Annotated in this window: 11 protein-coding genes; 4 read left to right on the top strand and 7 right to left on the bottom strand. The window is 51.2% G+C overall.

Going from position 1 to position 16,053, the window contains the following annotated elements:
- From HY879_06900 to HY879_06890, 3 genes are all read right to left on the bottom strand, one after another.
- Positions 1-1,176, bottom strand: a 1,176-nt coding sequence (locus tag HY879_06900; protein ID MBI5603066.1) for an indolepyruvate ferredoxin oxidoreductase subunit alpha, incomplete at its 3' end; no start/stop codon positions are given.
- Positions 1,177-1,619: 443 nt separating this feature from the next.
- Positions 1,620-2,279 carry a tetratricopeptide repeat protein gene (locus HY879_06895; GenBank protein MBI5603065.1) on the bottom strand — a complete coding sequence of 220 codons (660 nt, stop codon included), beginning with the start codon at positions 2,277-2,279 and terminating at the stop codon, positions 1,620-1,622.
- Between the two features lie 111 nt (positions 2,280-2,390).
- Complete coding sequence (locus HY879_06890; GenBank protein MBI5603064.1) at positions 2,391-3,401, bottom strand: ROK family protein; 1,011 nt, start codon at positions 3,399-3,401, stop codon at positions 2,391-2,393.
- Between the two features lie 380 nt (positions 3,402-3,781).
- On the opposite strand from HY879_06890, the gene HY879_06885 reads away from it, so the two are divergent.
- The 4 genes from HY879_06885 (at position 3,782) to HY879_06870 (ending at position 7,996) form a co-directional block, all read left to right on the top strand.
- Positions 3,782-4,381: a lytic transglycosylase domain-containing protein gene (locus HY879_06885; protein ID MBI5603063.1), complete on the top strand. Its 600-nt coding sequence runs from the start codon at positions 3,782-3,784 to the stop codon at positions 4,379-4,381.
- Positions 4,382-4,513: 132 nt separating this feature from the next.
- Positions 4,514-6,112: an apolipoprotein N-acyltransferase gene (gene lnt, locus HY879_06880; protein ID MBI5603062.1), complete on the top strand. Its 1,599-nt coding sequence runs from the start codon at positions 4,514-4,516 to the stop codon at positions 6,110-6,112.
- 48 nt (positions 6,113-6,160) lie between these two features.
- Positions 6,161-7,195: a peptide chain release factor 2 gene (prfB, locus tag HY879_06875; GenBank protein MBI5603061.1), complete on the top strand. Its 1,035-nt coding sequence runs from the start codon at positions 6,161-6,163 to the stop codon at positions 7,193-7,195.
- 36 nt (positions 7,196-7,231) lie between these two features.
- Positions 7,232-7,996 carry an enoyl-CoA hydratase/isomerase family protein gene (locus tag HY879_06870; protein MBI5603060.1) on the top strand — a complete coding sequence of 255 codons (765 nt, stop codon included), beginning with the start codon at positions 7,232-7,234 and terminating at the stop codon, positions 7,994-7,996.
- Between the two features lie 304 nt (positions 7,997-8,300).
- Here HY879_06870 and HY879_06865 read toward each other — a convergent pair whose 3' ends face one another.
- The 4 genes from HY879_06865 to HY879_06850 all read right to left on the bottom strand — a co-directional run bounded on the left by HY879_06865 (position 8,301) and on the right by HY879_06850 (position 16,001).
- Positions 8,301-12,236: a translocation/assembly module TamB domain-containing protein gene (locus HY879_06865; GenBank protein ID MBI5603059.1), complete on the bottom strand. Its 3,936-nt coding sequence runs from the start codon at positions 12,234-12,236 to the stop codon at positions 8,301-8,303.
- On the bottom strand, positions 12,233-14,017 hold the full coding sequence (locus HY879_06860; GenBank protein ID MBI5603058.1) for an outer membrane protein assembly factor: 1,785 nt from the start codon (positions 14,015-14,017) through the stop codon (positions 12,233-12,235). Before HY879_06860 ends, HY879_06865 begins: the two co-directional genes overlap by 4 nt.
- 210 nt (positions 14,018-14,227) lie before the next feature.
- The gene (locus tag HY879_06855) at positions 14,228-15,526 is read right to left on the bottom strand and encodes a TRAP transporter large permease (GenBank protein ID MBI5603057.1); all 1,299 of its coding nucleotides are present in this window, start codon (positions 15,524-15,526) and stop codon (positions 14,228-14,230) included.
- Positions 15,519-16,001, bottom strand: a complete 483-nt coding sequence (locus HY879_06850; GenBank protein ID MBI5603056.1) for a TRAP transporter small permease — start codon at positions 15,999-16,001, stop codon at positions 15,519-15,521. Before HY879_06850 ends, HY879_06855 begins: the two co-directional genes overlap by 8 nt.
- Positions 16,002-16,053: the final 52 nt, after the last annotated feature.

The raw sequence follows: 16,053 nt of genomic DNA, 5'->3' as shown, positions 1-16,053 counted from the left end.
TTCTTCACCAGCCACTTTCTTAACGGCGTAATAGGTGGAACGATGGGGACACCCTGGGCAAAGGTTGGGCGGTCGACCGGGCAGAGGGGGAATATTGGAAAGATCTACCATGGTCCGACCTTGATAGGATAATCCGAAATAGTCGGCAATGGAACTGCGGACCCGGGCCGGTTCATATTCGAAAAGACGGTTAAGCCGGCCGATTCCTTTGCCCTGAATGGGGATATTCCGCCCCATAGTCTGGGCCAGGGCCTTTAACTCTCCTTCCACAATGGGTTCCAATTCCTCCACGACTAAGACTTTGTCCACCTGGTCGAGGAATTTTTGGGCCAATTGAGTCGGAAAGGGATAAGAAAAACCGAGCTTCAATACGGAAAAAGAATCTCCGGCCTTCATATCCTCCAGAGCATCCTGGACATAACAGAAACTTACCCCCTGGGTAATGATTCCCCATTTTCCGGAGCCGATAATTTCATTGAAGGCCGATTGATTTGCCAGTTCCAGGGCCTGATCATATTTCTGCAGGAGTTTTACGTGCAGGTTTCGGGAGACTGCCGGGACCGTCACATAGCTGAAGGGATCTTTCTTAAAAGACCCCTGGGTCTGACGAGGTCTGATTTCCCCCAGAGTGACGACACCCCGGGAATGATTGATCCGGGTAGTGGTCCGTAAGAGGACCGGCAACTTCAGCTTTTCCGAAAGGTCGAAGGCGGCCAGGGTCATATCCTTGGCTTCCTGAGGCGTCGTCGGTTCCAGCATGGGCAGGGTGGAGAGCCGGGCATAGAAACGGTTGTCCTGTTCATTCTGGCTGGAAAAGAGAGAAGGGTCGTCGGCCGTCAAAATGACCATCCCGCCGGTTACCCCGGTATAAGCCAAGGTCATTAAAGGATCGGCAGCCACGTTCAGACCCACATGTTTCATGGTGACCATGGTCCTCAACCCGGAGACTGCCGCCCCGGAGGCCACCTCCAGAGCGACCTTCTCATTAGTAGAGTATTCGAAATAAAGATCCGATTCTTGTTTGATTTGATAGAAGTTCAAAGCCACTTCAGAGGAGGGGGTTCCCGGATAAGCGGTGGCAAAAGCCAACCCGGCCTCAATGGCCCCTCTGGTAATGGCCTCATTACCCAACAACAACAGTTTTTCTCCAGGTTTTCCTTTTAATAACTCATGCATAACTTCACTCCTTCGGTTGAAAATGCTAATGAGCGCCCTTTCCCATCTCTGCCAAAATAGTTAACCCTGCCAAGGGCGGGACCCGTTTTCATGGGATTGACACAACGCGGGTTTCAGCGATTTTTGCGAATCCATCAATTTTGATGGCTATGTAAAAAAACCCGTCATTCCCGCGCAGGCGGTAATCCAGGCTAATCATAACTTATTAATAACACTGGATTCCCGTTTCCACGGGAATGACGAAAATGAGCTCTTCCGCACTTTTTATAGGATCATCAATTTTGAGTTGATAAAATGTAGTTATATTGTAGCTACGCTATCTTTTCCGGTACCCCATGTCAAGTGAAAAAATAAGAAAATAAGTAACCCGATTGCCTTTTGAAAAATTTGAAGCTTTTATCTGTATTTTTATCAGACATTCAGAATCCAGCAGGTAACGAACCTCACAACCGGGCCAAACGGTCTTTAACCATCGGGGCATAAACCGATTTGGGAAAGGATTTTAGAAAGGCTTGGTAGCTGGCTTTGACCTCCTGATGTTTTCCCATTTTCTGAAAAATCCTGGCCTGACTTAACAGGGCGTCTTCTTTTAATAAATTTTCTTTTCCCTGGGCGATCTCCGAAAAAGTTTTAGCCGCCTGGGGTAAATCGCCTTTTTGCTCTAAGGTATAAGCGAGGTTCTCTAAGATCAGGGTTTTGATGGCAGGGGGAAATTTCCCTTTGCTTAGGGCCATTTGATAGGCAGAAACAGCCCGGGGAAAGTCTTTTTTCTGATAATAGAGATGTCCCAAGGTCACCCAGGAGGTGTAGGCCGCCTTGGTCCTGGGGTAGTCCTTGGTAATTCCCTCCATTTGTTTTATTTTCTGATCCGGATCGGTCAACTCCTGGCTTAAAAAATATTTTTCATGGGCCAGTTTTTCCTGCCTGTTTTGATAAGCTGAATATCCAAAATAAAGAATCAACAGGAAAACGATTCCTGAGCCCACCCAGATTGCTTTCTGATAATTATCTTTCACCCAATTCAGCGTCCGGGTGGAGAGGGTGAGGAATTCATCGGGCCTTTTTAGCATTTCTTTTGTGCTGATCTTTTTCTTTCTGACCATAATATCCTTTCCAGTGCTTTAGTTCGAAAAAAGACAAATACAGGATCCAGGCTATGGGCTATAGGCTAAAGGCGAAGAAAAACCATAAAATCGTTTTTAATTGCCCCACGCCTATTGCCTATAGCCCTTAGCCTGGAGCCTTGGGTGTCCTTCATCTCTTTCCATTGCCATTTTAGCGGCCCCCAGGATGCCGCTTTTTTCTCTTAAAAACGAAACACGAATCGTTACCTTATCCGCAGGAACCATAGTTAATCGTTTTTTAAATTCTTTTTCAAGATATGGCAAGAAAATTGTGGACGCCTTGCTGACACCACCCCCCAAAACAACGCCTTCTATGCCCAGTATATGGACAATGTTGGCCAGGGCAATTCCAAGAAATTTTCCCAATTCCGCATAGAGGGAGATACAGAAAGGATCTCCTTTCCGGGCTGTTTCATAGAGGAGCCTGGCCGACAGGGGGGTTGATTTTTTAACGAGGGCTTCGGTAAGCAAAGTGGGAATTTTTTTATCCAGACCTTTTTGGGCTTTTTGAACCAGATAAGGGGCTGAGGCCAGGGTCTCCAGGCAACCCCGATTGCCGCAACGGCATCGTTTTCCCCAGGGCTGAATGGTTATATGGCCCAATTCCGACCCCATTCCCTGTCCTCCGAACCAGGGCCGCCCGTTGAGGAAAAGTCCGCTTCCCACGCCCGTCCCCAGGGTTAAACAGACAAAATCATTCATGTCCCTTCCGGCCCCGACCCATTTTTCGCCAATGGTAACGACCTGGGCATCATTATCGATGAAAGTCGGAAGCCCCGTCTCTTTAGAAATAATGCGGGCCAGGGGAACATCTTTCCAGTCAGGTAAGTTCGGTGAGATGCGGACGATGCCTTCTTCCCGGTTGATGGAACCCGGTGCCCCCAAACCGATTAATTTGGGAAAAGCTCCTTTTTCATTGGCTGTTTTGATGAGGTGTTTGATGATCCTGACGATCTTTTTTACTACCTGTTCCTTACCGAATTCAACATCGGTAGCATAATTTTTTAAAAAGTGGATCGTCCCCCCGGTATCGACCAGTCCAGCTTTTATCCGGGTACCCCCCAGGTCGATCCCGATAACGGTAAATGGTACGGCGGTCATGGCCACCCTTTCTTTTTTCGGGGTTGTTCAAAGGATAAAATATCCTATTGAATTTACCATCTTTTTGCCTTCGAGGCCACCCCAAATCGATCTTTCTCAAATAAATACCTGTTTTTGTATAATATATTGAAATTAAACAAATTTTTAAGAATATCGTTTTAACGAGATATTTAAAATAGTTGACAAAAGTTTTTTTTCTGTTATAAGTAAAGCCATAAAATAAATATTTGGGGACTGGATTATGAAGACCACCTGGGGAAAACCTTCAGCGATGCTCACCTTTTTAAGGGGGATGCTCACGCTTTTAATCCAGTTCAACGGGTTCCCTTTTTTAATCCAGGGGACTATCAACGGACCTGTAAAGAATAAAGGTGATATCTATGCAACAACTTCATATAAAAAAAATATCGGTTGGTTTGGTTCTTATCACTTTGTTAAGCGTAAATGGATTTTATTTTTTGTTGACGGCCCCGGCCCTGTCCGAGCCAACCCTGTTTATCAATCGGATTGACCTGTCCATCACCCTCCCCGGAAAAAACTTTGCCCATTTAACCCTGAGCCCTGAAGAATTAGAATCTTCGGTCTCCACCTACGACCACTGGATCAAGGCCGCCTGTCGCAAACACTCCCTGGACCCTGCCTTGGTCAAGGCCGTAATCCATGCCGAATCCCAATTCGACCCCCAGGCTGTTTCCCCTAAGGGGGCCATGGGTTTAATGCAATTAGATCCCAATACGGCCAGGGAATTAGGGATTAAGGACCCCTTTAATCCCAAGTATAATATTGATGGCGGCGTACGGTATCTCAAAGATTTATTGGATGCCTTTGAAGGAGATCAGAAATTGGCCCTGGCCGCCTACAATGCCGGTCCTACCCAGGTCTATCGCCACAACGGCGTTCCCCCATTTAAAGATACCAAAAAATATCTCAAGCGGGTCTTTCGCTATATTGCCTATTATCAAAAAGACCGGACCAGCTAATAAAGGTTTTTTCCTTCACCACCTTCTCAAGCCGCTGAAATAACCGGTCTTCAAAAATTACCGTCCTAATTCAATCGGTAAGAATAACTTTTCCTTTCCCTGAACTTCAAGTTGTGTTAAGGAAAAGGACTTATGGCCAGGCTCAATTTAGAATCCGACGGACCAATCAGCTTAATGGGGCTTCCTTTCAAAAAAAAGCAGCTTGAAGAATATTTTTTAATCCTGGCCAGTGCCCTCCTGGTTTTTCTTTCTTTTCCCAAGATCTCCTGGTCCATCCTGGCCTGGGGTGCATTCCTGCCATTATTAAAATCAATAGAGGGTCAACCGGCCGGGAAAAGATTCCGATTGGGATACCTTTTCGGTGTTGCTTATAGCCTGGGGGTTTTTTATTGGGTAACCCATTCCATGCACTATTATGGGGGTCTGGACACCGTAACCAGCTATTCCATCCTCCTGCTGATGGTCTTTTATTTGGCCCTTTACACCGGGGCCTTTGCCTGGCTTTGGGGTTTATTGCCTTCCGAAGGGCTTTTCTCTTTACTGTGGGCCCCTTCGATCTGGGTGGGATTGGAATTTTTGCGGGCTTATCTTTTAACCGGGTTTCCCTGGGAATTATTGGGATATTCCCAGTATAACTATTTGCCGGTGGTCCAGATAGCGGAAATAACCGGGGTTTGGGGGGTTTCTTTCCTGATCGTCCTGGTTAATCAGACCCTGTTTCAGCTTTTCCTGGCCCATGGCCCTTTAAAAAAAAGGTCCCGAAAATGGCAGGCAGGGGCCTTCACCGCTTTCCTGGTTTTTCTAACCATCCTTTTCGGCTACCAGACCTTGTCAAAACAGAAACAAAGGGACCAACAGGTCCCTTCTCTGAAAGTGGCTGTCATCCAGGGGAATATCGATCAGTCCTTGAAATGGAATCCGGCCTTTCAGGAAAAAACCATTAATCTTTATAAGGACCTAACTTTAAAATATGGGGCTGAAGCCGCTGATCTGATTATCTGGCCGGAAACAGCCGTGCCATTTTATTTTTTAAGCGAAAACCGTTTGACTCCCCAGATGTTCCAGTTGACCCAACGGACCGGAAGCCATCTCCTCTTCGGGAGCCCAGCCGCAAGCCATCAGGGCAGGGAGCTTCAATTTTTTAACCGGGCTTATCTTTTGAGTCCGGAAGGACGGATGAGTTTCTATGATAAAGTCCATCTGGTCCCTTTTGGAGAATATGTCCCTTTAAAGAAATGGTTGCCCTTTGTCGGGAAAATGGTCCAGGCCATAGGCGATTTTAAACCAGGGCCTGGCAGTAACGGGTTGGATCATCCAAAGGGGAAGGTAGGTGTCCTAATCTGTTTTGAAACCATTTTCCCGGAATTGAGCCGGGCTTATAGCCGGGAAGGATGCCGGCTTCTGGTCAACATGACCAATGACGCCTGGTTCGGGAAGACCTCCGCTCCCTACCAGCACCTGTCCATGCTTACTTTCCGGGCTATAGAAAACAGGGTCTGGGTGGCTCGGGCCGCCAATACGGGTTTCAGCGCCATCATCGATTCCACGGGCCGGATCACCGAACGATTTCCTTTGTTTGAAACCGGGGGAATTTATGCTACAATCCCTCTTAGAGAAGATAAGACTTTTTATGCCCGCCATGGCGACTTGATCATTGTTTTTTGCGGCCTTATTTTTCTCTTGGGAATCACTTTAAGATTAGTAAAGACTAAAAGGGGAGTAAGACTATGATTGAAGAAATAAGTCGTATTAAAGATAAATTGATTAAATTAGGCGACTATCTTTGACCTGACCACCAAAAAAGAACGCCTGACCGTCCTGGAAAAGATGACGGCCCAGAATGCCTTTTGGGATAACCAGGATCAGGCCAAGACCGTCCTGAAAGAAAGGGGAAAACTCAGTCAGGCCGTTTCCGAGTGGGAACAAACCCAAACCCAATTGGAGGAAGCCGAAATCCTGTACGATCTGGCTTCGGCCGAAGGGGACCAGGAAACTCTGGCCGAAGTGGAAACCCGCTTAAAGGAACTGGATAAACAGGTCTCCCGGATGGAATTCAATAAACTTCTTTCCGGAGAAGAGGATGTCAATAATGCCATCATGGCCATCCACGCCGGTGCCGGCGGCACCGAAGCCCAGGACTGGGCCGAGATGCTGCTCCGTATGTATCTGCGCTGGAGTGAACGCCGGGGGTTTAAGACCGAAATTATCGATCAGTTACCCGGCGACGAGGCAGGGATCAAAAGCGTGACCTTCACCATCGAGGGGAAATACGCCTATGGATACTTGCGCTCCGAAACCGGTATTCACCGTCTGGTGCGCATCTCTCCTTTTGATGCCGGGGGCAGGAGACACACCTCTTTCGCCTCAGTCTTTGTTTACCCGGAGGTGGAAGATGACATCCAGATCGATATTAATGAGGCCGAAGTCCGGGTCGACACCTTTCGGGCCAGCGGAGCCGGGGGACAACACGTCAACAAGACCAGTTCAGCTATCCGTTTGACCCACCTGCCTACGGGTATTGTCGTCCAATGCCAGAATGAGAAATCCCAGCACCGCAACAAGGATATGGCATTCAAGGTCTTGAAATCCAGACTCTATGAATTGGAATTGGAAAAGAAGGAAGAAAAAAAGAAGGAGATCCATGAAGGCCAGGCCGACATCGCCTGGGGAAGCCAGATCCGTTCCTACACCCTGGCCCCTTATCGCCTGGTGAAAGACCACCGGACCCAACTGGATATCGGCAATGTCGATGAAGTCCTGGATGGGGGGATTGACCCGTTTATTGAAGCTTTTTTATGGAAGAAAAAGAAATAAGAGAAAAAATCTAATGTTATTCTTTAAGGAGGACCGATGAATTACCAGCATATTCAAATGGAAGTCACAGAAGGAATGGGGATTATAACCCTGAACCGGGAACCCCTTAATGTACTCAATATCGCCATGATGAAAGAGATCAATCAGGCCCTGGATTCCCTGAAGGAAGAGAAGATCAAACTCCTCCTTTTTAAGGCCAAGGGCAAGGCCTTCTCGGCCGGGGTGGATGTAGCGGAACATCTCGGGGACCAGGTGGAAGAGATGATCGAGGTCTTTCACGGGATCTTCAGGCGTATGGACGCCCTGCCAGCCCTCTCTATCGCCTCAATCCAGGGTGCGGCCCTGGGAGGGGGCTGTGAACTGGCCCTGTACTGCGATCTGGTCCTGGCCTCGGAAAAGGCCAAATTCGGCCAGCCTGAAATCCAGGTAGGGGTTTTTCCGCCCATTGCCGCTTTGATCTTTCCCAGGATTACCGGCAGGAAAAAGGCCCTGGAACTGGTCCTGTCCGGAGAAACGTTCAATGCCCAGGAGGCCCTGTCGCTGGGAATGATTAATAAAGTGGTCCCTCCTGAAAGCCTGGAGGAAGAACTGGCAAAATTCTGCGGCAAGTACTTGCCCTTGAGCGGTCTAGTCCTGGCCTTGACTAAAAAGGCCTTTAATGCCGGCTTGATGGACCCTGCGGCCCAGGGGTTGAAGGAGATCGAAAAAATTTATCTAAAGGAATTGATGAAAACCAAGGATGCGGAAGAAGGGTTAAGGGCCTTTTTGGAAAAGAGAAAGCCGGTCTGGAAGGAATCCTGAGAGAATTTAGGTTTGGACGCAGATGAACTCGGATCGGCAGAGAGCCGATCGTGGTGAACTCGGATCGGCAGAGAGCCGATCGTGCAGATTGCCAGGATTTTAAATTTGATGACCATGTAAAAACCCGTCAGTCCCGCGCAGGCGGGAATCCAGGCCAGGAGTAACCATATATAAACACTGGATTCCCGTTCCCCGATTAAGACATTCGGGACAAGCTTTACGAGGAATGACGTAATTGGGGTCTCCCGGATTTTTTGCGATTTCATCAAATTGCGAAAATCTGCGTCCAAACCAGCCGTGCCTTTTATTCAAAATCCACCTTGAAATAAATCCCTCCACCGCTCGGGGTGCCACCTTTGGTTTCAATCTCCAAATGCGGTGTGAGGGTATAGCGCAGGATGACCTGGTAACTATTGCTGAACACTGATCCCCCCAGGCCGAGAAAAAGCCGGGGATCCAGATACTTTCCAACCGTAACCACGGAACGGGAAAGATCGTTATTATCGGTTCGGACCTCAAGGGTGTCCAGGTCCAATCTGCCGATCAACTGGCCCTGCATCCGCCCACCTAAAAGGGTCTTAGCCGCCTTGCCCAATAAAGCCAGATCCTGTTGGCCCGTACCCTGTTTTAAGGGCTCACCGAACAAAATATAAGATAAAATATCCGAATCCGGCAGGGGAGGTTGGGAATAGAGTTTTGTTCGAGGGGATTGCAGCCTGCCGGTCACTGCAATTCCGGCCTTGACTTCATCCACCCAGTCTTCCAGTCGCTGGCGACTGCGGATGGTGCGCAAGGCCAGTAAATCGAGGGCTGGGTTATCCGGAGGCCCGTTAAAAGAAAAACGTCCCCGGGTGACGTTGAGTTTTTGCCCTTGCAGAAGATAATTGCCTTGCACGACCTCTATTTCTCCGAAGGCCTTAAGATCTTTGCTATTTTTAAACGGCACGGTTAAATTTCCCCGAAGAAGTCCTTCAAGCCCTTCGGCCTTCAACCGGACCTTTTGCCCCAGGAGGAGGCGGATCTCCCCCTGGACAGGGAAAACCCTTTCCTTCCGGGATCGGACCGGGGCATCGACGACCTGGACGTCGGGACTGGCCCGTTTGAACCCTTCGGGTTGTCCGCCCGAGATCAGGGCCTCAGGGATCGCCAAAACCCCGCTGACTACCAATTGGCCGGGTGTGCCCGAAAAATCAAGATCGGGGCTGCCCTGGGCCTCCAGACCGGGCCGGTTAATAAATTGAAAATGATCGCCGAAGATCTTGCCCTGCAGTCTGGCGACTTTCCAATCCTTTATCCAGAGGATGGCCCTGCCGTTCAGTGTTCCCGTTCCGGAGCGCATCTTAAGATCGGTTATAGTGATCTGATCCTGGTTAAAGGTCCCTTTGGCGCTTATCTCCCGGACCTGAATACCAAGGGGTTTGATGTCGGCCCCTGCCTCGCTCAGTTCCAAATTTCCATTCAGGGCCGGATTTTCCCAGGTGCCCTTAACCGATAAATTGCCCTGGATCAGGCCCTGGCCGGACAGGGCCGCATCGGGAAGCAGGGCGGTAAGCATACCCCGCTCCCGGAGGTTTCCTTGTATTTGCAGGTCCAAAGGACCGGCGGACTGCCAGGTTACGGGAAATCGGGCCGGGATGGGCAGGCGGAAGTCACCCCGGATCTTTCCGTAGTCTTCCAGCTCCACGGCCAGATTCCCCTTCAGGCGGTCTTCGGCCCAGTCAAGGCCGACATCCGCCTTTTTAATCCGGGCCTTAAAGGAGGCCCCTTCATCCTTCCAGGCCAGCGACCCTCCGGCAAACTGGATACCGCCTTTCAGATGAAACCGGGGACCCGCTGTCCATTCCCCGTTAACCTGTCCCATGATCTTGCCCTCCACCCGGAGGCCGGGAGGCATTTCCGGTTTTAACAGGTTGATATCCAGCCCTTCCCAGCGGGCGGTCCATTTTACCCGCTCCGGCCAGGCCGGGCGGCCCTTTTCCTCCGAGGCGGCTTGGCCCCAAAGTCTGGCCCCCTGGGTTGTTTTCAAGTCCCAGGAAGAGCGCAGTCCAAAGCCGTCCCAATCCCAACGCAGTTCGGCCCGGGACAGGGTTATCTGGCGACCGCCTGCCGAGAAGGTGCCTATCAAGTCAGCCCGGGCCTGCAGATCCAGCCGATCATGGTCTGAAATTTTCGTTTTAATCCATCCTGTAGTTCGACCTTTGATCTGGGCCTGCCTTAAATAGGATCCTATTCTGGATAGTTCTATCTGCTGCCACTCCATATTCAGAAAGCCTGTAAGGGGATTCAGACCCAGGTCGGTCGAAAGCTTGAGACTCTCCCCCGGTGTGCCGGTTAAAATGCATGGGGAAAGTTTAAATTGATCAAGACCGATCTGAAGGACGGCCGGGGATTGAAGCCTGAAGGTCCCTTCCCGGACCGAACTCCCGGAAAACGAAACCAGCGTTCCCTTCCATAGTTTTTCCTGAAAGGCCCCTTCAAGACCGGCCTGAATCGCCCCTTGCGGGCCTTGGACGGCAAGGGTGACCTTCTGTTGGGTAAAAGTCCCTCGGGCCTCCCCGGAAATGAGATTTGCTGTAAAAGAACGGTAAACCCCTTTTCGAATACTGGCCTTTAAATCAATAGCCGTTCCCGGTTTCTCCTGGTCCAGGGCCGCTTTCAGGTGGAGCCCATGGATTTCGGCTCCGGCCCAGGATATTTCCTTTCCTTCCAGGGTCAGCCCACCTCCGACCCGTCCCTGCCTCCACCTGGCCCAGCCCCTGGCAGAGGCAGAGCCCCGGCTGTCCGGCGCCAGGATCGACAGGTCGCTTACCAGGGCTTCAAAATCCAGACGATTGAATAAATCCCCGTGCCCGGTAAACCTGAACCCTCGTCCAACTATATCGGCCCGGTCGATCCGTAAGGCATCCTTCTCCATCCGGACCTTGAGTTCCCCTTGGAGGGCCTTTCCCTGAAACCGGCTTTCCAGTAAGTGGACCATCAGGCTCCCCTGATTCCCCTTTGAGGCCGACCGGAGGAACCTGCCCTGAGCATTAAGATTGATCTGGCCTCTCCAGCGGGGATGGAACCCTTCGGGGTTCAATTGCCGGCCCCTGATCGATCCGGAAAGGGAAATTTCCTTATTCCAACCTATTTCGACCAGACCATCAAGTAAACCTTTAAGCCATTCACCCCGATCCAGCCGGACCTCCAGCCCGGACAGATTTCCTTGAAAAGATCCGATGAGACGAAAGGCCTGCCAGGATGGGGCAGCCCCGTTTTTTAAATCAAATGTGCCCCGGTAGGTATTCAGTCGCCCTTCAAGCTGTAAAGGACCAGACAGACTGGAGGCCGTTGATAATTCTCCGGAAAGGTCCAGCGCCTCCAAAGTTAAAAGGGCCTGGATGGCCGGACCGGCCTTGTCAAATACAACTTCCCCTTGTCCCTTGACCAACCCCTTCCGGCCCTTTTCCCGGATTTCGGCCTTCCGGAAATGGATGCGGTGGGGAGAGACGCCCATTTCGGTTTGGGCAATAATCCGTTCAAGGGGGCCTGACCGACTTTTGATGGATACCGGACCGGCTATCTGCTCCGGCCCCTTTCCACTGGTCAATCGGGCCTGGATGGTCAGGTGATCCATTCCCTGAAAGGGTTTGGCGGGGTTCCATTGAAGATCCAGCCGAAGTCCGGGCAGGAAAAAATTCAAGCCCAGGCTTCCTTGAATACCTCCTTGATCCCCTTCCAGGGAAAAAGGGTTGATGGCCAGTATCCCATGATGAAAGGAGAGGCGGCCGGCCATGCTTTTTATGACCAGGGGAGCATCATCGATGTGCCGGAAGGTGAATGCCTCCAAGCGAAAAGAATGGACCTCTATCCCGGCCCTGGCCAGAAAAACATTGATTTTTGGGAGGGTCAGGCTGAGGGGCTCCTTTTTAACACGATTATCTTCCAGGACTATTTGATGGACATTAATCTGTCTAAAAACCATCTGACCCCTTAAGAGGAACCAGGGGGCAAATAAGGTTTGCAGCCTTCGGATCCGAATTCGACCTTCAGGCCAGGCGATCTCCAACCCCTCCAATTCAAGACGGCCGGCCATCCGGCCGCTGATCTTTTCGGCCGAGCAGGTGAGTGAGGAATATCGGGAAGCGGTTTTGAAGATCCAGCGGAGGCCTTCAGGGGTCCAGGTCAGACGATAAATTCCCCAGGATGCAAGGCCCAGGATCAAAACCAGGATCGACAGGATTAACATCCATCGCTTCATAATCCGAACCCCATGGAAAGATGGATGCGGTACTGGGGACTAGTTTCCTCTATCTGGCGGGCGAGATCGATCCGGACAGGCCCTACCGGGGTGTAAAAACGGATTCCCAGGCCGGCACCCTGTTTCAGCTCCACCTGGTGGAATTGATCAAAGGCATTACCTACATCGTAAAAGGCCGCCAGACCCCAGACCGGGGAGAAGGCTTTTTCGATTTCCAGGCTGCCTACGATGAGATGCCGGCCCCCGATTACCTTGCCGGAAGGTTCTTTAGGACCCAGAGACTGATACCCGTATCCCCGGACGCTTTGGTCTCCCCCGGCGAAAAAGCGGATGCTGGGAGGAAGGTTTACCAGGGGTTCATTCTGCCAGGTCGTGCCACCCTGGCCGCGGAGCAGAAGGGAAAACCCTTCTCCCAGGGGAATCAGAGAATCCCCCTGGAGCAGGAATTGCAGAAAGGAGCCGTCTGATCCCAGGGAAGGGACACTCCCTCTGGTTTCAAGGGTATACCGGTACCCCCGGGTGGGACGCACCGGGTTATCATAACGGCGCTGTCCAAAACGGGCCCCTGGTATGACCATAGTAGACAGACCTTGTTGACTGACGATCGAATAATCCTCCTGAAGCAACCGAAGGGTGCCGGCACCCAAACGGCCCCGGCCGAAACTGTGTTCATATTCGTATTGGGAAAACAGGGATCGGCTGTCGTAGGTATCGGTGATTTCCCTTTTAAAGCCGGCTCTTAAGGTTGTTTTATTATCTAAGTTTCCGGTCCCTGGCAGGATGTAATTGACGGCCAATCCCTGAAACCCTTCTGAGAGGCGCAGTTCGGTGTTTAATTCGTGTCCCTGATGGTAGAAATTCAGGTCCTGATAGCGGGTGATCAACCCCGGCCCGGTGTCCGTTTCGTAAGCAACACCGATTTTAAACCGTTTGGGTTTGGAAGGGGTTAAACGGATTCGGACCGGGACATGATAATCCCTGGCTTCTTCTGGATTGGCCTCGACAATGGCTTCCCGGAATCGATCGGAGTTGGTAAAGTTTAACCGGGTTTCGTCCAGTCTCCGGGCTGAAAAACCCCTTCCCGTTTTAAAAGTCAGATACCGTCTCAGAAAGGATTCCGGATAGCTTAAAGGAGGGGCAAAAAGGATATCACCGAAATAGAAGCGGGGGCCGGTCTCCAGGACTAATTCGATTTGGGCGGCATGCTCTTTTAAAGACAACCGGATGAGGTGAACAGCGTAGTCCGCCTGGAGATAACCGCCCTCCAGGGCGTTATCTCTGAGGGCCTTCTTGGCTTCTTCATAGCGGTCTTGTCGAAGGATATCGCCTTCTTTGAGCGGGAATTCGGGGAGCCCCCGGCGGAGTTTTTCATCCCGGGCCCCCGGGCCGTTGAGATCAATTTTAAGCGAAGAGATACGTACCGGCCGGCCGGGGTTGATGGTGACCAGCAATCGCCACCGGTTCGCCGGCCTTTCCAGGGAGGTTTGGATTTGGGCCTGGTAATAGCCGAAAGGTTCCAGGGCCTCTCGGATTTTTTGCGGGGCTTCTTGTTCAAAAAGGGCCAGTAACAGTCTATCGACCTCATTTCCCTTAATCATCCCTTCCGGAGGGGTCAGGGCTAACTCGACGTTTTTCAGGGCATCCCCCTCCAGCCCCTTGACGATAATCTCAAAGGGCACCCCCTCTTCCTGGGCGTGAGCTATTGAGAGACCTAAAAAAAGGATCAAAATGATGGGTATCAGGACGGGCCGGGGAATATCTTGAGGCTTTATTTTAAACAAGGGGATTCTCCATTACCAGAGGCGAAGCGGAATACCCTTCCAGTATAGCCTTAATCGGATTTAAAAAATAGGGTTTGTATTGGGGGAGACAGAAAATGTTATAGAGGCAGAGTCATAAAGGATCGCCTGTAAAATTGAGAGAGATCAATTTTCAGAATAGTTATCTGCGGCTATCGGCGAAAATCTGAGTCCTGATTAAATCAAATCCCGTCACTGGATCGTATTGGGCAAAAAGGTTGCGATCTCCGGGAACAGGAAAAGGAGAGTCGCGCAGGCCAGGAGACTCAGGAGAAAGGGATAGACTCCGGAATAGATTACCTTAAACGGTTCGCCGGTTATATTCTTGACGATGAAAACGGAGATGGCCACCGGCGGTATGATGACGCCGATCATGAGGGTAATGCCGATCATGATACCGAACCAGATCGGGTCAAAGCCCAGCTTGATGACGGCCGGGAAAAAAATCGGGGTGGCCAGGATCATGAAGGCCAGGTCATCTATGAAAGAACCGCCGATCAGATAGATGAAGATGATCAGGATCATGATGAGGTTCCGGTTCAGAGGCAGACCGCTTACCCAATCGGCCGTCAGCTTGGGAATCTCGGTTACGGTCAGAAAATGGCCGAAGACGACCGAACCGGCGATCAGAACCAGCACCATACAGGCCGTTCGAAGAGATTCCTCGAAGGCCTTGATCAGTTTCCCGAAGGGGAAGACCCTTTTGATGTAGGCCAATATCAGTACCGCCCCGGTCCCGATGCTTCCGGCCTCCGTGGGGGAGAACCAGCCTTTCATGAGCCCGCCGATGACCACGAAGAAGATAATCCCGACCCACAGGAATTCCGGAGAGGATTTCATCCTTCCCTTCCAGCTCGACCGCGGTGCCCGTTGGGCAACGGATGGATCGATTTTGACCCAGCCGACAATAACGAATATGAAGAACAGGGCGATCAGCAGTCCGGGAATGACGCCGGCTAAAAAAAGCTTGCCGATGGATTGTTCCGTGACAATACCGAAGATCATCAGCGGAACGCTGGGAGGAATCAGCATCCCGAGGGTGCCGACCGAGGCGACCACCCCGGTGGAAAGCTTCTTGCTGTAGCCCAGCCGGGTCATTTCGGGGATGGCGATGCCCGCAAAAGTGGCACAGGTGGCCAGGGTGGAGCCGCACATGGCCTTGAAAAGCGTGGCGCCGACCACGGTGGTCATGGCCAGACCGCCGGGGATATGGCCCACGAATTTTTCAGCCGAATTATAAAGTTTCCTGGCAATATCCGAATTGGAGGCCACCTGCCCCATGAGTACGAAAAGGGGGATGACCGTAAAGCCGTAGGAGGTGAAGGTGTCGAAAAAGTCCTTGACCAGTTGGTTGGAGGCGGCCATGAACGAACCCAGATAGGCCAGCCCCATAAAGCCGATAATGGCCATGCAGTATCCCAGTTCGATACCGGTCAAAAACATCAACATCAAAACAGCAATGCCGATTAATCCGATGGAAATTTCACTCATGACGGCCTCCTGCGATCTCCATGATCTGGGAAAGAAGGGTGACGCACTGGATCAGACAGACGAAGGCCAGTCCGAGAGAAATCGGATAGTAGGGCCACCGGAACATGGGCGTGACTTCCTTGGATTTGATAAGGTCAAGACTCATAACGATGAAATTCCAGCCCATCCAGAGAAAGAGTGCTATCGCCAGAAGGCGCGTGATGACCCGCAGGATATTTCCCGCCTTAACGGAAATCTTCTCCAGCAAAAAATCCACGTAGACGTGCCCTTTTTGTAAGGAGGTGTAAGGGATGGAAAAGCCGACGACTACGGCGCCCAAAAAGGATATCACCTCGTAATCTCCGGCGATCGGCTTCCCAAAGGCCCTCAAGACCACATCGGTCAGGGTGAAGATGAGCATGAAGGCCAGGGTCACCCCTGCGATCAGCAGAAGAAAGCGGCACATCCTTCGTTCTATGGCCAACCAGGTATCCATGGATTTCTCCTTCGGGCAGTAGGGTTGATCCGGGGCGGGAAAACCCACCCCG

The sequence above is a fragment of the Deltaproteobacteria bacterium genome (assembly GCA_016219225.1).
Lineage (GTDB): Bacteria > Desulfobacterota > RBG-13-43-22 > RBG-13-43-22 > RBG-13-43-22 > RBG-13-43-22.
The sequence above is the reverse complement of the archived record's forward strand: the minus strand, read 5'-3'. Positions and strand labels throughout refer to the sequence as shown.